This window comes from Sphingomonas bisphenolicum, assembly GCF_024349785.1.
GTDB lineage: Bacteria > Pseudomonadota > Alphaproteobacteria > Sphingomonadales > Sphingomonadaceae > Sphingobium > Sphingobium bisphenolicum.
In genome coordinates this window covers 3,525,903-3,545,474 of record NZ_AP018817.1, presented here as the reverse complement: position 1 = coordinate 3,545,474, position 19,572 = coordinate 3,525,903, and the positions used below count along the sequence as shown (strand labels likewise).

The following is a 19,572-nucleotide window of genomic DNA, read 5'->3' as shown; positions in this document are numbered from 1 at the left end:
CCCATGGCGCAGCCCAAGGTCGAGAAGCTTATCACCGCGATCGACATCGGATCGTGGAAGGTGTCCGCTTTGATTGCGGGGCGCACCGACACGGGCGAGCTGGCGATCCTGGGCACCGGGCAGCGCGAAAGCCGCGGCGTGCGGCGCGGCTTTATCGCCGATATGGAGCGCACCGAACTGGCCGTGCGCGAAACGGTGGAGCAGGCCGAACGTGTCGCCGGCACCAATATCGAGGATGTCTGGGTCAGCTTCTCGGGCGGCAGCCTGGTCAGCGACGTCGTCACGGTCGAACGCGACATGGGCGGCTATCGCATCGAACAGCCCGATATCGACGATCTCCTGACCACCGGCCAGCAGGGCATCGACCCCGACGGCCGCATCGTCCTCCATGCCCAGCCGACCTGCTTCACCATCAACGGCAAGGTGCCGGTGAAAAAGCCGCTGGGCATGCACGCGGACCTGCTGGGCGTCGACATCCATGTCGTGCTGGCCGACGGCGCGCCGCTCGCCAATCTCGACCTGTGCGTGCGCGGCGCCTATCTCAACGTCAATTCGATCGTCGCCGCGCCGATCGCCACGGGCCTGGCCTGCCTGTCGGAAGAGGAGCGCGACCTGGGCGTCGCGCTGGTGGAGATCGGGGCCGGGGTCACCAACGTCTCGCTCTATGCGGGGGGAATGCTGGTCGGCCTGCATTCGATCCCGTTCGGCGCATCGGACATTACCGACGATATCGCCTCCGCCTTCGGCATCCGCCGCAGCCAGGCGGAGCGGATCAAATGCTTCTACGGCTCGGCGATGCAGAACCCGCGCGATTTCCGCGAGATGATAGAGATCGCGCCGCCCCATGGCGAAATGGCGGTGCCGGGGCAGGCGGCCGGGCCGAACGCCGAAGGGGGCAAGATCACCCGCGCCGCGCTGGTCGGGGTCATTTGCGAACGGCTGAACCAGATCATGACCGAAGTGAATGCAGCGCTGGCCGGCATGGGCTTTAACTCCACCGGGCGGCAGGTGGTGCTGACCGGCGGCGGCGCGGAAATGAAGGGCATTGCCGATTATGCGCAGGGCGCGCTGGGCCGCGCCGTGCGGATCGGGCGACCCAGGGGCTTGTCTGCGATGCCCGAAGCGCATAGTGGGCCCGCCTTCGCGACATTGGCGGGACTCGCGCTTTACGGCGCTTCCAACCCGGTTGATCTCCGCACGATGGCGCCCGCGCCGCAAACGGTGCATCGTCTGGGAGCGCCGCTCTGGTGGCAACGCATGATGCGCGCAATGAAGACCAACTATTGAACGAAATTGGACCAAGACGAAAATAGGTGGTGAATTCCCCTATTTTCTGGTGTTAACATTTAATGACGGCGTTGCTTCCTGACGAGGAAGCTGAGGGAGCACTATTTATGAGCATTGAAATCAGCCCACCGCATGTGGACGAACTGAAGCCGCGGATCGCGGTGATCGGTGTCGGCGGCGCGGGCGGCAATGCCATCGCGAACATGATCGCCGCCCATGTCGAGGGCGTGGACTTCATCGTGGCCAATACCGACGCGCAGGCGCTCAACGCCTCGCCGGCCGAACGCCGCATCCAGCTCGGCCCGCAAATCACCGAAGGGCTGGGCGCCGGTTCGCGCCCCGAAATCGGCAAGGCCGCCGCTGAAGAAACGATCGCGTCGGTCGAGCAGGCGCTGGAAGGCGCGCATATGTGCTTCATCGCCGCGGGCATGGGCGGCGGCACCGGCACCGGCGCGGCCCCCGTCATCGCCAAGGCCGCCCGCGACAAGGGCATCCTGACCGTCGGCGTCGTCACCAAGCCCTTCACCTTTGAAGGCAATCGCCGCATGAAGTCGGCGGATTCGGGCATCGACGAGCTGCAGAAGCATGTCGACACGCTGATCGTGATCCCGAACCAGAATCTGTTCCTGATCGCCAACCCGAACACGACCTTCAAGGAAGCGTTCCAGATGGCGGACGAAGTGCTGCAGCAGGGCGTGCGCGGCATCACCGACCTCATGGTCATGCCCGGCCTCATCAACCTCGACTTCGCCGACGTGCGTTCGGTGATGGGTGAAATGGGCAAGGCGATGATGGGCACCGGCGAAGCCGAAGGCGACGGCCGGGCGCTCCAGGCGGCGGAAAAGGCGATCGCCAACCCGCTGCTCGACGGCGTGTCGATGCGCGGCGCCAAGGGCGTGATCGTCTCGATCGTCGGCGGCGAAGACATGCGGCTGATGGAAGTGGACGAGGCCGCCAACCATATCCGCGAACTGGTGGACCCGGACGCGAACATCATCTGGGGCAGCGCCTTCAACGACAATCTGAACGGCAAGATCCGCGTGTCGGTGGTCGCCACCGGCATCGACAATGAAGTGGGCAACCATGCCGCGCCGCTGACCCAGCCGTTCAGCTTCGCCAACCGACCCGCCGTGGCCGTGCCTCAGTCGGCGGCACCCAAGCCTGCGCCGGTCGCGCAGCAGCCCGCGCCGGTTGCAGCGCCTGCGCCGACGCCTGCTCCTGCGCCTGCGCCGCAGCCCGAAACACTGGAACTGGACGTGCCGGCCGCGCCTGCGCCCGCGCAGCCGACGGTTGCACCGGCGCCGTTCGCTCCGGCCAAGCCCGCCGCGGTCTTTTCCGACGAAGATCCGGAAGAGGATGAACTGATCCTGGGCGCAGACAGCGCCGAAGCGGCCGCGCCGGCCGCACCCGCACCGCGCGTCGCCACCGGCGGCACGCTGTTCGAGCGGATGGCGGGCCTGACCCGTGGCACGGACAAGGCGCCGGGTGCCGCGGACGACGTCGCGCCGGGCGTCGATATCCCCCGTTTCCTCAACCGCCAGAACAACCAGTAAGGCGCAGTCGGTAAAAGGACGCACGGCTTGGGCCGTGCGCGACAGGAAAAGCGCGCTGTCGGTCGTCTGGGGCGACCCGGCGCGCTTTTTCGTTGGGCTAATTTCCCATTCATCCTGGGATCGGCTAAGGCGCGGATGTGACACGCACTTCTCCATGGATTCTCGGTCTTTGGCTGCCGGGCGCGCTGCTGCTCGCGGCCCCCGCGCATGCCCAGCAGGACCAATCGCAACTGGTTCGGCCGCTCGGCGCCGCCGACCTCAACAGCAATTTGGCGCGCCTGGCGTCCAATCCGCGCGACGTCGTCGCGCTGATCGGCGCGGGGGAGGCGGCGCTGTCGCTGGATGACCCGCGCGCGGCGGCCGGCTTCTTCGCCCGCGCCGACGCGATCGAGAGCGGCAATGGCCGGATCAAGGCCGGGCTGGGACGGGTCATGCTCAAGCTGCAAAACCCGGTCGAGGCGCTGCGCCTGTTCGACCAGGCGGGGCGGCTGGGCTATCCCGATGCGACGATCCTGTCCGACCGCGGCCTGGCGCGCGACATGACCGGCGATCAGGCGGGCGCGCAGCGGGACTATCAGGCCGCGCTCCTGCGCACCCCCGGCGATGATGAACTGGTGCGCCGCTACGCCGCTTCGCTCGGCATAGCGGGGCAGGTCGCCGCGTCCGACAAGATCCTCGAACCCCTGTTCTACAAGAGCGACCGGGCCGCCTGGCGCTATCGCGCCTTCATCCTGGCGATGAACAACAAGCAGGCCGATGCGAAGAAGGTGGCGGAGCAGACCATGCCGGCGCAACTGGCCGCCGCAATCATTCCTTATATGCAGAAAATGCCTTATCTGACCGCCGCGCAAAAGGCGGCGGCGGTGCATTTCGGCCATTTCCCGGCCCAGATCGGCACCAGCATCGCCGCGATCACGCCGACCCCGCCGGCACCGGGCATCGCGGTGGCCGCCAGCGCGCCGGTCGCCGTCGCCTCCGCCAGCCCGGCGAAGACCAAACCGCTCAGCCGGTCCGAACAGCGCCGCCAGCAGCGCGAGGCCGCCCGTATCGCCCGCGCCGAGGGACTGGCCGCCGCTCGTCGTCCCGCCCAGCCGCAACTGGCCCAAGCCCGGACGACCCCGCCCCAGACGATCCCGCCCAGAGCGCTCCAGCCCCAGCCGGCCCAATCCGCGCCGGTCCAATCCGCGCCCGTCCAGTCTGCGCTGCGATCCACGCCGACCCCGCCGCCCGCGCAGCAACCGAGCGCGCCGCTGCCGGCCCCGGTGGTCCAGCCCTTGCCGTCGTCCACGGCACCCGCGTCGGCGGAGCAAACGCCGTCCGAACCGTCGCCCGTGCGTCAGGCGGCCGCATCGCCCGCCGCCGCTACGCCCAATGGCGCGGTGCAAGGGCCGCCCGCCCCCGGCTTCGATTCGATCGATCGTGCGCCGCCGGCCGCCACGCCGCCCTCCAACGCGGGATCGCAGCTCAATGCGATCGCGCTGGCGCAGGCATCGCCGCCGCCTGAACCTGCGGGTTCAGCTCCGCCCGCCGCTGCAACCGCCACCACATCGCCCGCCGCAACCGTCCAGCCGCTCACGGCCGTGCCGCCGCCTTCTGTCCCGCAACCCGATCCGGTCGCCACCCGCACGCTGGCGGACATCATTCGCGCGATCGACGTCCCCGAAGCCGAGCGCCAGCCGACCGTCGCCGCCGTCGACCTCACGGAAATCGCCGCGATCCAGGCCGCCCGCCGCGCCGAGCGGCAGGCCGCGGCCAAGGCCGCCACGGACAAGGCGAAGAAGGACGCCCTCGCCAAAGCCAAGGCGGAAGCCGACGCCAAGGCGAAGAAGGAGGCCGAAGAGAAGAAGCGCCTGGCCGACAATCCGTCGCGCAACTGGCTGCAGGTCGGCGTGGGGCAGAGCAAATCGGCGCTGGGCTTCACCATGAAGGGGCTGCGCAAGAAATATACGATCCTGTCCCGCCAGGACGGATGGAGCGCCGGCTGGGGGCGGACCAATCGCCTGCTGGTCGGTCCCTTCGCCAGCTTCACCCGCGCCAAGGAACTGGAGGCCAATCTGAAGGCCGACGGCGCCGATGCCTTCGCCTGGAAAAGCGAAGCGGGGGAGGTCGTGGAGAAGCTGGGGGCCGAATGAGCATTTTGCAGTCGGCTGTTTCGGCCGGCTGGAGAAGGCTCTAAGAGGGCGGGCATGACGATCCTCGCCTCCTATGCCTGCCATCCCTCCGCCAGCCAGGGCCGCCTCCATCCCGAAGCGGGCGGCGAGATGCGCGGGCCGCGCGACGTCTTCCAGCGCGACCGCGATCGCATCATCCATTCCATCGCCTTCCGTCGCCTGCGGCACAAGACGCAGGTGTTCGTCTCGCCCGACGGCGATCATTTCCGCGTCCGCCTGACCCACAGTCTGGAGGTTGCGCAGATCGGCCGCACCACCGCGCGCACCTTGGGGCTGAACGAGGATCTGACCGAAGCGCTGTGCCTCGCCCACGACATCGGTCATCCGCCCTTTGGTCATGCCGGTGAAGATGCGCTGGAGGTCGCGCTCGACGATCATGGCGGCTTCGACCACAACGCCCATACGCTGCGCACGCTGATGCTGCTGGAAAGCCCTTATCCGCGCTTTGCCGGTCTCAACCTGAGCTGGGAAATGCTGGAAGGGCTGGCCAAGCATAATGGCCCGATCGTCCATCCCGGCTGGGCGATGCGGGAGCTGGACGCGCTCTTCCCGCTCGACCTGACCAGCCATGCCTCGCTGGAGGCGCAACTGGCGGCGATTTCCGACGACATCGCCTATGACAATCACGATATCGACGATGGTTTGCGCGCCGGGTTGCTGACGCTTGACCAGTTGATGGAAGTGCCGTTCGTGCGCGGCTGCTGGGACCGGGTGCGCGCCCGCTATCCCGACGTGGCGGAGGACCGGCTGCTGCGCGAGCTGGTGCGCGAGCAGATCGGTGTGATGGCCACCGACCTGATCGAATCGACCCGCGCCAACATCGCCGCATCGGGCGTGGAGACGGTCGAGGATGTCCGCGCGCTCGGCCGCACCCTGGTCGCTTTCTCGCCGGACCTTGCGGCGCAGGAGCGCGACCTCAAGCGTTTCATGTACGCCACCCTCTATCATCATCCCGAACAGCTCGCCGCCGCCGACCGGGCGCGCGTCATCGTCACCGACCTGTTCCGCGCCTATCAGGCCGATCCCGCGCTCATGCCGCCCGAATGGCGTGACGACTGCGTCGGGCAGGAACCCACCCGCAGCCGCCACATCGCCGACTTCATCGCCGGCATGACCGACCGTTACGCCGAAAAGCGCCATGCGGAAATCTATGGGGCGATGGCGCTGGCCGATTGACGCGCCCCTGCGATTGACGCAATGCGGACACGTCTCCGGCGGATTCGTTCGTCGGGCATGATGCGGGAGAGCATGGGAAGCCTTGGAGGCCACCCCGTCACCGAAGGAGCAACCGCCCCGGAATCTCTCAGGTCAAAGGACCGCATCGCGCGCAAGGCACTCTGGAAAGCGGACAGTCGCATGACTGTCCCACCGAAGGGGTAAGCCATGTGGCCGCAAGGCCGCTGGTCAAAGCTCTCAGGTTCCGTGACAGAGGGGGTGGCAGATAGGACAGGTCCGACTCCGGGCCTTTGCATCGGTCGCCATCAACCCCGCACGGAAAGGACGCTTCATGTCCGGCAATGACGATATCGCCACAATCGCAGAGGAACTGCCGCTGGAGGCCCTGCCGCTCGATGCCTGGCACCGTGCCCGTGGCGCGCGCATGGTCGGCTTCGCCGGCTATCATATGCCGATCCAATATGAAGGCATCATGGCGGAACATGCCTGGACCCGCGAACATGCCGGCCTGTTCGACGTCAGCCATATGGGCCAGCTCAGTTTTTCCGGCGAAAACGTCGATGACGCGCTGGAATATCTGTTGCCCAGCGATATCAAGGGGCTGAAGCCCTTTCGCCAGCGCTATTCGATGCTGCTCGATCAGGAGGGCGGCATCCTCGACGATCTCATGGTGTCGCGCCTGGGGGATGGCGCTTTCGACGGCGCGGCCATCTACATGGTCGTCAACGGCGCGACAAAATATGACGATATCGGCTGGATGATCGAACATCTGCCCGACGCCGTGGTGATGAACCACATGGCCGATCAGGCGCTGCTGGCGCTCCAGGGGCCGGAAGCGGGCGAGGCGCTCGCCACGCTCATCCCGCAAACCGCCGACCTGTTGTTCATGCAGTCCGGACCCTTCACCTGGCGCGGCATCCCGCTGTGGATCAGCCGGTCGGGCTATACCGGCGAGGACGGGTTCGAGATCAGCGTCCCCGCCGACGACGTCATCCTGCTCGCTGATGCGCTGTGCGCGCTGCCGCAGGTGAAGCCGATCGGCCTGGGCGCGCGCGATTCGCTGCGGCTGGAAGCCGGCCTGCCGCTCTACGGCCATGACCTGTCGCCTGCGGTCAGCACGATCGGCGCGGACCTGGGCTTTGCCATTCCGAAGCGCCGCCGCGAAGAAGGCGGTTTCATCGGTCATGCCCGCGTGACGAAGGAACTGGCCGACGGGCCGGGCTCCAGGCGGGTGGGCCTGACCATCGAAGGCCGCCTGCCGGCCCGCGAAGGCGCGCAAATCTATGCTGGCGACGTGCTGGTGGGCGAAGTTACCTCCGGCGGCTTCGCGCCGTCCGTGGGCGCACCGATCGCCATGGGCTGGGTCAGCCTGCCCCATGCCGTGATCGGCGAGGCGCTGGAAATCGAAGTACGGGGCAAGCGCATCGCCGCGGTGGTTGCGCCGATGCCGTTCGTTCCGCATCACTATCGCCGCAAGGCCTGATCCACTTTACCGACGGGAGTATATCCATGAGCCGTTATTTCACCGACGAACATGAATGGATCGATGTCGAGGGCGAAATCGCCACCGTCGGCATCACCGACTATGCGCAGGAACAGTTGGGCGACATCGTATTCGTCGAACTGCCCGCCGAAGGCACCAATTTCGACAAGGGCGACGACGCCGCCGTCGTGGAATCGGTCAAGGCCGCATCGGACGTCTATGCGCCGATCTCGGGCGAAGTGGTCGAATCCAACAGCGCGCTGGAGGATGAACCCGCGCTGGTGAACAGCGACGCCGAAGAGGATGGCTGGTTCTTCAAGCTGCGCATCGCCGACACCAGCGAACTGGAAGGCCTGATGACCGAAGCGGCGTACAAGAAGTTCGTGGCGAGCCTCTAACCCACAACATAAGCCCCTCCCTTTCAAGGGAGGGGCGTTTCAGGTCGGTCAAGCCCCCGGCTTGACCTGAACAGCGCGGGGCGCTGTTCACCTGCAAAACGGGGTGGGTGGCGACCGTAGGGAGCCTCAATCCTATCCTAAAGAGCCGCCGCTGGCGCGGCGGACCCACCCCTTACCCCTCCCTAAAAAGGAGGGGGGAGAAGCAGAATGCGCTACCTACCCCTTACCGACACCGACCGGCAGGAGATGCTGTCCGTCATCGGCGCGGCGTCGATCGACGACCTCTTCGTGGACGTGCCCGCTGAAGCCCGCCTGACCGGCACCATCGCCGGCCTTCCGGATCATGCCAGCGAACTGGCGGTCGAGCGTCATATGGCGGCGCTGGCGCGGAAAAATCTGTCGGCGGGGGAGGCGCCCTTCTTCCTGGGCGCTGGCGCGTACAGGCATCATGTCCCCGCCAGCGTCGATCATCTGATCCAGCGCGGCGAGTTTCTGACCGCCTACACGCCCTATCAGCCGGAAATCGCGCAGGGCACGTTGCAGGTGCTGTTCGAATTCCAGACGCAGGTCGCGCGCCTGCTGGGCTGCGACGTCGCCAACGCTTCCATGTATGACGGCTCGACCGCCTGCTGGGAAGCGATCGGCATGGCCCGCCGGATCACCAAGCGCGGCAAGGCGATCCTGTCGTCCGGCCTGCACCCTCATTATGTCTCGGTCGCCAGGACGATGGCGAAATTCACCGGCGACGCATTGGCGCATGAAGCCCCGGCATTGGACGCCGCGACCGACATCGACGCGCTGATCGCGAGTATCGACAAGGATACGAGCTGCGTCGTGGTCCAATATCCGGACATTCTCGGCCGCATCGCCGACCTGGCCCCGCTTGCCGAGGCCGCCCATGCAGCCGGTGCGCTGCTGGTCGCGGTGGTCACCGAACCCGTCGCCCTGGGGGCGATCAAGGCGCCGGGCCATATGGGCGCGGACATCGTCGTGGGCGAAGGCCAGTCGATCGGCGTCGGCCTCCAGTTCGGCGGCCCCTATCTCGGCCTCTTCGCCTGCAAGCAGAAATATGTCCGCCAGATGCCCGGCCGCCTGTGTGGCGAGACGGTGGACGCGGCGGGCAAGCGCGGTTTCGTGCTGACCCTCTCCACCCGCGAACAGCATATCCGGCGCGAGAAGGCGACGTCGAACATCTGCACCAATTCGGGTCTCTGTGCGCTGGCCTTCAGCATCCACATGACCCTGCTGGGCGAACGCGGCCTGCGTGAACTGGCAACGCTGAATCATGGCCTGGCCGCGCAGGCCGCCGATCGCCTGAGCCAGGTGCCGGGCGTCACGCTGCTCAACGACAGCTTCTTCAACGAATTTACCCTGATCCTGTCGAAGGACGCCCGCGACGTCGTGCGCACTCTGGCCGACAAGGGCGTGCTGGCCGGGGTCTCGCTCGGCCGCCTCTTCCCGCAGACGCCTGCGATCGGCAACGGCCTTGTCGTCGCCGTCACGGAGACCGTCACGGCGGAGGATATCGAAAGCCTTGCCGCAGCGCTGGAGGAGGAACTGGCATGACGATGCTCAAGGAAGGTCGCCCCACCGCGCCCGAACCCGTCAAGGAAGCCCATATGGCCCCCGCAACCGCCACCGGCAATCGCGCCCTGATGCTGGAAGAGGCGCTGATCTTCGAGATCGGCTCGACCGCTACGACCGGCGTCGATTTCGCGCCAGCACCCAGTGTCGCCAGCCGCCTCGGCAAACTCGCCCGCACCGACGCCATCGGCCTGCCGGGCCTGTCGGAACAGGAAACGGTGCGCCATTACACCCGTCTGTCGCGCCAGAACTACGCTATCGACCTTGGCCTGTTCCCGCTCGGTTCCTGCACCATGAAGCACAACCCGCGGCTCAATGAAAAGGTCGCGCGGATGCCCGGTTTCGCCGACCTCCACCCGCTCGCGCCCCAATCCACCGTGCAGGGCGCGCTGGGCCTCATCAACGAACTGGCAGTATGGCTCATCAAGCTGACCGGCATGCACGGCGTGGCCATGACGCCCAAGGCGGGCGCCCATGGCGAACTGTGCGGCCTGCTCTGCATTCGCGCCGCGCTGGAAGCGCGCGGTGATGCGCGTCAGGTCGTGCTGGTCCCCGAAAGCGCGCACGGCACCAACCCCGCCACCGCCGCCTTCTGCGGATACAAGGTGGAGGACATCCCCGCGACCCCCGAAGGCCGCGTGGACCTGGAAGCGCTCAAGGCCCGCCTCGGCCCCGACGTCGCAGCGGTGATGATCACCAATCCCAACACCTGCGGCCTGTTCGAACGCGACATGAAGACTATTTCCGACGCGGTCCACGCCGCCGGAGCCTTCGTCTATTGCGACGGCGCGAACTTCAACGCCATCGTCGGCCGGGTCCGCCCCGGCGATCTGGGCGTCGACGCCATGCATATCAACCTGCACAAGACCTTCTCCACCCCCCATGGCGGCGGCGGCCCCGGGTCCGGCCCGGTCGTCCTGTCCGAAGCGCTCTCGCCCTTCGGCCCGCTCCCCTATACCGCGCGCATGGCGGACGGCTCGATCCACCTGATCGAGGAGGAGAATGTCGGTGAGGAAATGCCGCAGAGCTTCGGCCGCATGTCGGCCTTCCATGGGCAGATGGGCATGTTCACCCGCGCGCTGGCCTATATCCTGTCCCACGGCGCGGACGGCCTGCGCCAGGTGGCGGAGGACGCCGTCCTCAACGCCAACTATATATTGCGCAGTCTGGACGATGTGCTGGACGCCCCCTTCGGCGACAGCGGCCCCTGCATGCATGAGGCGCTGTTCAGCGACAAGGGGCTGGCCGAGGGCTTCACCACGCTCGACATCGCCAAGGGGCTGATCGACGAAGGCTTCCACCCGATGACCATGTATTTCCCGCTGGTCGTCCATGGCGCGATGCTGGTCGAACCGACCGAAACCGAAAGCAAGGCGGCGCTGGACCAGTTCATCCTGGCGCTGCGCAGCCTCGCCGAACGCGCCAAGGCGGGGGACGAAGCGCTCAAGGGTGCGCCCTATCACGCGCCGCGCCGGCGGCTCGACGAAACCCTCGCGGCGCGCAAGCCGGTCCTCACCTGGACCGACCCTGCGCTGGCGGTCGCTGCCGAATGATCGACAGGCCGGAGCCGTGGGAACCCGGTTCCGGCCCCGCCGTCGCGGATAAACGCTACGCGCCCGCGACCGAGCGCAACCGCGACGCCATCGTCGCGGTCTTGCGCGACCAGCTCCCGTCCTCCGGTCTGGTGCTGGAGGTGGCGAGCGGGAGCGGCGAACATGCTGTCCACTTCGCTGTCGCCTTCCCCTCGCTCGACTGGCAGCCGAGCGATCCCGATCCCGCCGCGCTCGCCTCGATCGCCGCATGGCGCGCCGAAGCGGACCTGTCCAATCTCCGTCCACCGATCCGGCTGGACGCGACGGGCGAATGGCCGAACGCCCAGGCCGATGCGATCCTCTGCATCAACATGATCCACATCGCCCCGTGGCAAGCGACGCTGGGATTGCTCAAGGGGGCAGGGGAGGCGCTGTCGCCCGGCGGCTTCCTCTATCTCTACGGTCCCTATGCGCGCGCGGGCGTCGACACCGCACCCAGCAACCTTGCCTTCGATGCCTCGCTCAAGGCCCGCGATCCGCGCTGGGGGCTGCGATCGGTGGAGGACGTGGTCGCGGCGGCGGACGCGCAGGGCCTGGGCCTTGATCGCCTTGTCGACATGCCCGCGAACAACCTGTCATTGCTCTTTCGTAAGGGATGGCTCTAGACACGGGTCAAAGCCTTTTTGAACGGTCCAATGCCCAGCCAGCTTCTTCCCCTCGTCACCGCGGAACTGAGCGCCCCGGCCGATCCCCGCGCGGCGGCGATGGCGGGGGCGCTCGCGGCGAAATATCCGCAGGCCGCCCGCGCTGTTCTTTTCTACGGCTCCTGCCTGCGCGAGCAAAATCTCGAAGGGCTGATGCTCGATTTCTACCTGATCGTGTCGGACTATCCCGCCGCCTATGGCCAAAGCTGGCTGGCGCGTGCCAATCGCCTGATCCCGCCCAATGTCTTTCCCTTCGAGCATCAGGGCCTGATCGCCAAATATGCGGTCCTGTCCGAAGCCGACTTCGCCCGGTTGAACGGCATGGAGGCCGACAATGTCTCGGTCTGGGCGCGCTTCGCCCAGCCTTCGCGCCTGCTCTGGGCCGCCGACGATCTCGCTCGCCAGCGGGCCGTGGCCGCGGTTGCGCAGGCTGCGCCGACCCTGCTCGCGCTGGCGCGGCCGATGGCGGAGGGGCAGGGCGATGCGCTCGTCTTGTGGCGGACCGGCTTCACCCTCACCTATAATGCGGAGCTGCGTGCCGAGAAAAAGGGCCGCTCGCTCTCGATCGTCGATGCCGATCCGGAACGCTATCGCCGCGTAGGGGAGGCCGCGCTGGCCGATGGCCTGCCGTCCTCGCCGGCGGACGCGCCCGCGCGCTGGCGCGGTCTCCAGCGCCGCGGCAAACGGCTGTCCGTGATCCGCCTGGCCAAGGCCAGCTTCACCTATGCCGGCGGCATCGATTATCTGGCGTGGAAGATCAATCGCCATGCCGGTACGCAGATCGCGATCAAACCCTGGCAACGGCGCTGGCCGCTGCTGGGCGCGCTCACTCTGCTGCCGCGGCTGTTCCGGGGTGGTGCGATTCGCTGAGGGATTGCCCGTAAAGCGCTTGCCCGCCGAGCGTCGTCGCCAATGCCTGCCCCAGCGCCATCAGCGTGTAGGGCTTGCGCAGCACCAGATGCCCCTCGAAATCGGCGCTGTCATTGGCGTCGCCGGCATAGCCCGTGACGAACAGCACGGGCAGGTGGCGGAAACGGGCCGGCAGCGCCTTCACCATTTCCGGCCCGGTCATGTCGGGCATCAGCACGTCGCTGATGATCAGGCCGACGTCGCCATTATTGGCCAGCAATTTCGCCGCTTTGGCCGGATGGTCGCAGGCGATCGGCAGGTGGCCCAGCTCGCTAAGCGCCGCCATCGTCTGGTTCAGTACGCGCGGATCGTCCTCCACCACCAGGATGCGGGTCGGCGGCTGTTCGACCGGCGCGCGCGCGAAGCTGACCTCGGCATTGGCGACTTCGCCCTCCACGACGGACCGCGGCAGGTAGAGATGCACGCTGCTACCCTCGCCCGGCGCCGATTCGATGCGCACCTCGCCGCGGCATTGGCGGACGAAGCCGAAAATCTGGCTGAGGCCCAGGCCCGTGCCCTTGCCCACCGGCTTGGTGGTGAAGAAGGGTTCGAACACGCGCGCCAGCACATCGGGCGTCATGCCGCATCCATCGTCGATAACGGTCACGGTGACATAGTCGCCCGCCGCGCATTCGCCGATCTCGCCCGCCGCCAGCGCCGTCTGGCCGGTCGCCAGCGTCAGTTGCCCGCGTCCATCCATGGCATCGCGCGCGTTGACGCACAGGTTCAGGATCGCATTTTCCATCTGATGCTGGTCGACGAAAATGCGCCAGTCGCTCGCCCCCTGGGCGAAGCGGACGGTGATCTGGTCACCGATGGTGCGGTCGATCAGGTCGGCCATGCCCGACAACAGCGCATCGGGATCGACCGCGCTGGGCAGCAAGGGTTCGGATCGGGCGAAGGCCAGCAACCGGCGCGTCAGCGCGGACGCGCGATTGGCGCCCTCCATCGCATTGTCCAGATGCCGGCTGGCCTCTTCGGGCTTCAGCCGGAACTTGCGCTTGGCCAGTTCCAGTCCGCCGACCACGACCGCCAGCATATTGTTGAAATCATGGGCGATGCCGCCGGTCAACTGGCCCACCGCGTCCATCTTCTGCATCTGGCGCAGATCATGTTCGGCCGCGGCCCGCTCCGCCGATTCCCGCTTCAACTGGTCATAAGCGTCGGACAGCTCGGCCGTGCGCGCTGCGACCGCCGCCTCCAGCCGGTCGGCCCGCTCTGTTTCCGCCTCCGCCAGCCGCCGCGCCGTCCGTCGTTCGCGAAAGGCCGTGTTGGCGAACCAGACGCCGAACAATATGCACACCAGCATCGCCAGCCCGACCAGCCGCGACGTCTTGCCCACCCATTCGCTGCGGTCGCCCGCCAGAGTCACCGCCAGGCTGCGTTCGCGCAGCCGGTCATTCTCCGCCTTGATGACCAGGTCGAGCAGGGCGGTGATACGGCGCAGATCCTGGCTCTTTCCGGCCTGGTGAAAGCGGCCCAGCGCCGCCATTTTCTGGTCGTAGGTGGTGCGCAGGCCGATCTCGCTCAGCGTCTTGCCGCGTTGGATGAAGGCATAATGCAGCGCTTCGACATTGCCATGCTGCCAGCCCGACCGGCGCGTGGCGTAGGTCAGCGCCTTCAACTGGCTGGCGGCGCCGCGCCACTGATCCTGAAACAGCCGTCCTGTGTCGGGATCGAGGCTGATGACATAGCGCGCCAGCGTCACTTCGGCGCGGGCCATGCGCGCCTCGAAACCGCGCGCCAGCGCGATTACCTCGAAGCTGCTCTGCTGTTCGGCAAGCGCCTGCGCATGGTCCTGCGACGCGTTGCTGGCGCTGTAGAGCAGCGCGCCCAGCGATCCGATCAGCAAGGCGGCCAGTAGCAGCGGCAGGACGCGCCGCGTCAGCGCGCGCCAGCTTCTGGCCCACCCTTCCGGATCCCGTTCAAACTGATGGTCGCTGTCGGCCATGGACCGTTACACTAGACGAACAACATTAACCGCGAAATATCGCGGGTAAAAAGTTCCGTAAAATGACGTCATTCCGTCGTGCAAACGCCTCGATCGGGCGCTTTGGCGCCGCGACTGCCGGCGATCAGCCGATCGCTCCGGTCGCTTTGCCTGCGGCTTTGAACATGCCGATGATCTGTTCGACCTGTTCGTCGCTATGTTCGGCGCACAGCGAGCAACGCAGCAGGAAGGTGCCGGCCGGGGTCGCGGGCGGGCGTGCCATGTTGACGTAGAGGCCCAGTTCCAGCAGCGTCTGCCACATCGCGACCGCCTGGGTCTGGTCGGTCAGGATCACGGCGATGATCGCCGACTGCGGCGTCTTGGTGCCCAGGGTGAAGCCGAGGTCGGTCAGCCCCTTGTGCAGCCGCTGGCTGTTCTTCCACAGATGGGCGCGCTTGTCGCTCGCATGCATCAGCTTGCGTATGCTCGTCGCCGCGGTCGCCACGACGCTGGGCGGCAGCGAGGCGGTGAAGACATAGGGGCGGCAGACGAGGCGCAAAATCTCGAACTTGGGATGGTTGGAGACGCAGAAGCCGCCGACCGTGCCGACCGATTTGGAGAAGGTGCCGACGACGAAATCGACATCGGCCTCGACGCCCTGTTCCTCATAGACGCCCCGGCCATGTTTGCCAAAAAAGCCCATGCCATGGGCTTCGTCCACCAGGATCATGCAGTTGGGATGCTGGCGCACGGCCGCCACCATCTCGGGCAGGGGGGCGACGTCGCCCAGCATCGAATAGACGCCTTCCAGCACCACCAGCTTCAGTGCGTCGGCGGGCAGGCGGGCCAGGCGTTTGCCCAGATCCTCGACGCTGTTGTGGCGAAAGCGGACGATCTCCGCGTCGCCCAGGAAACAACCGTCATAGATGGACGCATGGCTGTCGGCGTCCAGGATGACATAGTCGCCCTTGCCCGCCAGCGTCGAAATCACGCCCAGATTGGCCTGGTATCCGGTCGAAAAGACCATCGCGCCGCTGGTGCCATAAAATTCGCGCAGCGCCGTCTCGACTTCGGCATGGCCCTGATAGGTGCCGTTCAGCACGCGGCTGCCGGTGGTGCCGGCGCCGAATTCGTCCAGCGCCTTCTTGCCGGCCGCGACCACGTCCGGGTCGAACGTCATGCCCATATAATTATAGGTGCCGAGCAGGATCGTGTCCTTGCCCTTGATGACGGCCTGGGTCGGCGACTTCACCTCGTCCATCACGATGGCGAAGGGATCGCGCACGCCCGTCGCCAGCAGCGCCTCGCGCTCGGCGATCAGGGCGTCGAATTTGGAAAACAGGTCGCGCGGAGCGGGCGTTTCGGCCGGGGTATGCGCATCGTTCGCGGTGGCGGCAGCGTCGGTCATATCAGAATCCCTCAACCCGTTCGTGCTGAGTAGGGACTGAGCGTGTCGAAGGCCCATATCGAAGCACCTCGCGCCCGGTTCCGGTCCTTCGATACGCCGCGTTGCGGCCACTCAGGACGAACGGCGTTTCAAAGTCAGGCGGTCTTCAACTTGGCGACCGCGTCCACCAACTGGCCGACGGTTTCGATCTCGGCCTGCATGTTCATGGTGATGATGATGTCGAACTCATCCTCGATCGCCGCGACGAAATCCATCACCGTCAGGCTGTCCCATTCCAGGTCGCCGGCAAAGGTGGTGGCTTCGGTCAGGTCGACGCCCTTCTTGTTGAAGGGCGCGATCTGTGTCGCGATGCTGTCGAAAATTGCGTTGCGATCCGTCATTATCGTGAAAATCTTTCCGTCAAAGCGCGGCATTTGCCGCCCAAAGCATTTTGAAGTCGGCTGGAACAGCCGACGACTCGCAAAATGCGGTAAGCAAAAATAATCAGAGCATTATCCGATGCAATCGGATGAGGCTCTGATCCGCTCTTTGGCAAGCGAATAAGGCGTCAATCGGGCAGCATCGCGCCCGAATATGAAGCAGCGAAAGCGGGCGCCTACCGGAAATTGTCGGCGTAGGCCTGCAATTTCAGCGTCTTGGGCGGCGTTGCGATGACGGTATAGGCGACGCCCTGCTTGTCTGCATAGGCGATCGCGGCCTCCTGCGAGGGGAAGCTCAGCTTCAATTGCTGCTTGGTGTCGCCCGAACCGGCCCAGCCGGTCAGCGGATCGGCCTGCTTGGCTTCGGCGGGCGCATATTCCAGCACCCATTTATGGGTCAGCGCCTTGCCGGACTGGAGGGCGTTCTTCTGGATCTGGTAAATGCGCGCGCTCATCGCGAAAGACTCCGGTAATACGTCATGCTGCGTTGCACCAGCGGCCGCGCCCAAGTCAAGACTTCCGGGAGGCATGTCCTCTGGCGTCGGCATTTTTGGTGCGCAATGTGGCGCTGGCTCCGGCCGGGTCGTCGGGCCAGGGATGACGTGGATAGCGGCCGCGCATTTCCTTGGCGACGTCGCGCCAGTTGCCCGCCCAGAAGCCGGGCAGGTCGCGCGTCGTCTGGATCGGCCGTCCGGCAGGCGATGTGAGCGACAGGACCAGCGGAATGCGCTGGCTGCCCACCGTCGGATGCTCGGCCAGCCCGAACAGCGCCTGCACCCGCAACTCCACCCGCGGCCCGCCCTCGGCGGCATAGTCGATCGCATGGCTACTGCCGGCGGGCGAGCGGAAATCGGGCGGGGCGAGCCGGTCGAGCTGGCTCTTGCCGTCCCAGCCGATCAGCCCCTCCAGCACGCCAGATAGCTGCGAGCGATCGATGTCTGACAATCTCCGCTTGCCCGTCAGGAGCGCCGGCAACCAATCGTCCAGTGTCGCGATCAAAGCGGTATCGGACATTGCCTCTACCCCGGCAAAGCCAGCCCGCATCCGCAGCGATTGCGCCGCTTCCGACCAGGGGAGGAGGTCGATCCCGCCCTGCCGCACGCCATCGACCAGCGCCGCGACCACGGCATCCGGGTCGGGCCGGTCGTCGGAACCCGACGACAGCCGCACCGCGCCCAGCCGTCGCTCGCGCAACGCCTCGATCCCGCCATTGGCCGGGCGGAACCTGACCGTGCGATGCTCGGCTATCCGCGCGCCGAACAGGGCGATCACCTCGCTCTCGCCGATCGGCGCGGCGGACAGGATGCGCGCGCCCGCCGCGCTGCCCTGCACCTCGCCCACCGCCAGCCACGCCTCGCGCGCCAGCGGCGACAGGGGATCAAGCCGAAATCCGCGCCCGCCCACGCTCGCCCAGTCCGCGCCGTCGGCGGAGCGGCGCTTGGCGACGCGATCGGGGAAGGCGAGGGCGAGGCACAGGCCGACCGCATGGTCGCCGTCGCCATTGCCCGGCGCGCGCTGCACCAGCCGCGCCCACCGCCGCGCCAAGCCCCGCGCTGCGTCGGCCCGCTTGCCGCTTTCGCGCCGCCAGCGCTGTCGCCGCAGGGTCAGGTCGGTGTCCTGCCCGCCCACGCCGCGCTCGCCTAGCAGCACGGCGACTTCGGCCGCGACATCCGCCAGCCCCATCTCGCCCGCGCGCACCAGCATATGGGCGATGCGCGGGGACAGCGGCAGCGTCGCCAGCGCCTTGCCATGCGGCGTGGTGCGTCCGTCCTCGTCCAGCGCCTCCAGCACGGTCAGCCGCCTGCGGGCTTCTTCCACCGCTGCGGCGGGCGGCGGGTCGAGCCATCGCAAGGCTCCCGGATCGCTGACCCCCCACAGCGCGCAATCGAGCAGCAGGCTGGACAGGTCGCTTTCCAATATCTCGGGCGGGTCGAAGGGCGGCATCCCCGCGCTCGCCGCCGCTTCCCACAGGCGATAGGCGACGCCGGGCCGCTGCCGCGCCGCGCGACCGGCGCGTTGGGTCGCCGACGCCTGACTGGCCCGTTCCGTTACCAGCCGCGTCACCCCGGCCGCCCGGTCGTATCGCGGCCGCCGCGCGAGGCCAGAGTCCACCACGATCCGCACACCGTCGATCGTCAGGCTGGTTTCCGCAATGCTGGTTGCAAGAATGACCTTTCGCGCGCCTGAGCGGGAGCGCCTTATCGCTGCCCGCTGCGCGCCGGGATCGAGCGACCCATGCAGCATATGCACCTCGGCGATGCCCTCTATCCGCTCCGCCGTCCGCTCGATCTCGCGCACGCCGGGCAGGAAGGCGAGCAGGTCGCCCTCGGCCTCCTCTGCCAATGCCCGGCGGATCGCCGCCGCCATTTCATCCTCGATCTTCTTTTCCGCCGCGCGTCCGATATGACGCAGGTCCAGTGGCTGGATGCGGCCCTCGCTCTCGATCACCGGCGCGGATCGTTCGGCATTGGCAAGCAGGCTCGCAAAGCGCGCGCCGTCCAGCGTCGCGGACATCGGCACGACCCGCAGGTCGGGCCGCAACGCGCTTTGTGCATCCAGCGCCAATGCCAGTCCAAAATCGCTGTCCAGGCTGCGCTCATGCACTTCGTCGAACAACACCGCCGACACGCCCGCCAGTTCCGGGTCGTCCTGTATCCGCCGCACGAAGATACCCTCGGTCAGCACCAGCAGGCGCGTCCGCGCCGACACTTTGCTGTCCATCCGCGTCGCATAGCCGACCGTGCCGCCTGGCTGCTCGCCCATCATCTCGGCGATGCGCTCCGCCGCCGCCCGCGCGGCCAGTCGGCGCGGCGAGAGCAGCAGCACCTGGCCCGTGCACCATGGCTCGCCCAGCAGCGCCGGCGCGACCGCCGTCGTCTTGCCCGCGCCCGGCGGCGCCACCAGCACCGCATTGCTGCCCGTCCGCAAGGCGGCGAGCAGGTCGGGCAGGACAGCGTGGATCGGCAGGTCGCTCATCGCGCCTCCTCTCGCCCCGATTGCGGCAAATCGCAAGCCGCG

15 protein-coding genes and 1 riboswitch are annotated in these 19,572 nt (G+C 67.1%); of the genes, 10 read left to right on the top strand and 5 right to left on the bottom strand.

Annotated features, from left to right (window positions below):
• The first annotated feature begins 3 nt into the window (after positions 1-3).
• From ftsA to SBA_RS17580, 10 genes are all read left to right on the top strand, one after another.
• Positions 4-1,287 carry a cell division protein FtsA gene (gene ftsA, locus SBA_RS17625; protein ID WP_224548410.1) on the top strand — a complete coding sequence of 428 codons (1,284 nt, stop codon included), beginning with the start codon at positions 4-6 and terminating at the stop codon, positions 1,285-1,287.
• Positions 1,288-1,394: 107 nt separating this feature from the next.
• A complete protein-coding gene (gene ftsZ / locus SBA_RS17620) occupies positions 1,395-2,840 on the top strand; it encodes a cell division protein FtsZ (protein WP_224548412.1) in 1,446 nt (481 codons plus the stop codon).
• Between the two features lie 137 nt (positions 2,841-2,977).
• Complete coding sequence (locus tag SBA_RS17615) at positions 2,978-4,972, top strand: tetratricopeptide repeat protein (protein ID WP_261935350.1); 1,995 nt, start codon at positions 2,978-2,980, stop codon at positions 4,970-4,972.
• A 54-nt stretch (positions 4,973-5,026) separates the two neighbouring features.
• Positions 5,027-6,187 carry a deoxyguanosinetriphosphate triphosphohydrolase gene (locus SBA_RS17610; protein WP_261935349.1) on the top strand — a complete coding sequence of 387 codons (1,161 nt, stop codon included), beginning with the start codon at positions 5,027-5,029 and terminating at the stop codon, positions 6,185-6,187.
• A 53-nt stretch (positions 6,188-6,240) separates the two neighbouring features.
• Positions 6,241-6,340: riboswitch (glycine riboswitch) on the top strand.
• 178 nt (positions 6,341-6,518) lie between these two features.
• Complete coding sequence (gene gcvT / locus SBA_RS17605; protein WP_261935348.1) at positions 6,519-7,670, top strand: glycine cleavage system aminomethyltransferase GcvT; 1,152 nt, start codon at positions 6,519-6,521, stop codon at positions 7,668-7,670.
• A gap of 26 nt (positions 7,671-7,696) precedes the next feature.
• Positions 7,697-8,068, top strand: coding sequence for a glycine cleavage system protein GcvH (gcvH, locus tag SBA_RS17600; RefSeq protein ID WP_224548416.1), 372 nt, complete (start codon positions 7,697-7,699; stop codon positions 8,066-8,068).
• Positions 8,069-8,275: 207 nt separating this feature from the next.
• Positions 8,276-9,634, top strand: coding sequence for an aminomethyl-transferring glycine dehydrogenase subunit GcvPA (gcvPA, locus tag SBA_RS17595; protein ID WP_261935347.1), 1,359 nt, complete (start codon positions 8,276-8,278; stop codon positions 9,632-9,634).
• Positions 9,631-11,205 (top strand): aminomethyl-transferring glycine dehydrogenase subunit GcvPB, encoded by a 1,575-nt coding sequence (gene gcvPB / locus SBA_RS17590; RefSeq protein WP_261935346.1) that lies wholly within the window; start codon positions 9,631-9,633, stop codon positions 11,203-11,205. The genes gcvPA and gcvPB overlap by 4 nt, the downstream gene beginning before the upstream one ends.
• Positions 11,202-11,849, top strand: a complete 648-nt coding sequence (locus SBA_RS17585) for a class I SAM-dependent methyltransferase (protein ID WP_261935345.1) — start codon at positions 11,202-11,204, stop codon at positions 11,847-11,849. The genes gcvPB and SBA_RS17585 overlap by 4 nt, the downstream gene beginning before the upstream one ends.
• Before the next feature lie 30 nt (positions 11,850-11,879).
• On the top strand, positions 11,880-12,758 hold the full coding sequence (locus tag SBA_RS17580) for a hypothetical protein (RefSeq protein ID WP_261935344.1): 879 nt from the start codon (positions 11,880-11,882) through the stop codon (positions 12,756-12,758).
• Here SBA_RS17580 and SBA_RS17575 read toward each other — a convergent pair.
• From SBA_RS17575 to hrpB, 5 genes are all read right to left on the bottom strand, one after another.
• Positions 12,715-14,748: an ATP-binding protein gene (locus tag SBA_RS17575; protein ID WP_261935343.1), complete on the bottom strand. Its 2,034-nt coding sequence runs from the start codon at positions 14,746-14,748 to the stop codon at positions 12,715-12,717. The two genes, SBA_RS17580 and SBA_RS17575, sit on opposite strands and share 44 nt — an antisense overlap.
• A 124-nt stretch (positions 14,749-14,872) precedes the next feature.
• On the bottom strand, positions 14,873-16,135 hold the full coding sequence (gene spt, locus SBA_RS17570; RefSeq protein WP_261935342.1) for a serine palmitoyltransferase: 1,263 nt from the start codon (positions 16,133-16,135) through the stop codon (positions 14,873-14,875).
• 134 nt (positions 16,136-16,269) lie between these two features.
• Positions 16,270-16,515 carry an acyl carrier protein gene (locus SBA_RS17565; protein WP_261935341.1) on the bottom strand — a complete coding sequence of 82 codons (246 nt, stop codon included), beginning with the start codon at positions 16,513-16,515 and terminating at the stop codon, positions 16,270-16,272.
• A 215-nt stretch (positions 16,516-16,730) separates the two neighbouring features.
• The gene (locus SBA_RS17560; protein WP_261935340.1) at positions 16,731-17,009 is read right to left on the bottom strand and encodes an ETC complex I subunit; all 279 of its coding nucleotides are present in this window, start codon (positions 17,007-17,009) and stop codon (positions 16,731-16,733) included.
• A 55-nt stretch (positions 17,010-17,064) separates the two neighbouring features.
• Positions 17,065-19,530, bottom strand: coding sequence for an ATP-dependent helicase HrpB (gene hrpB, locus SBA_RS17555; RefSeq protein WP_261935339.1), 2,466 nt, complete (start codon positions 19,528-19,530; stop codon positions 17,065-17,067).
• Positions 19,531-19,572: the final 42 nt, after the last annotated feature.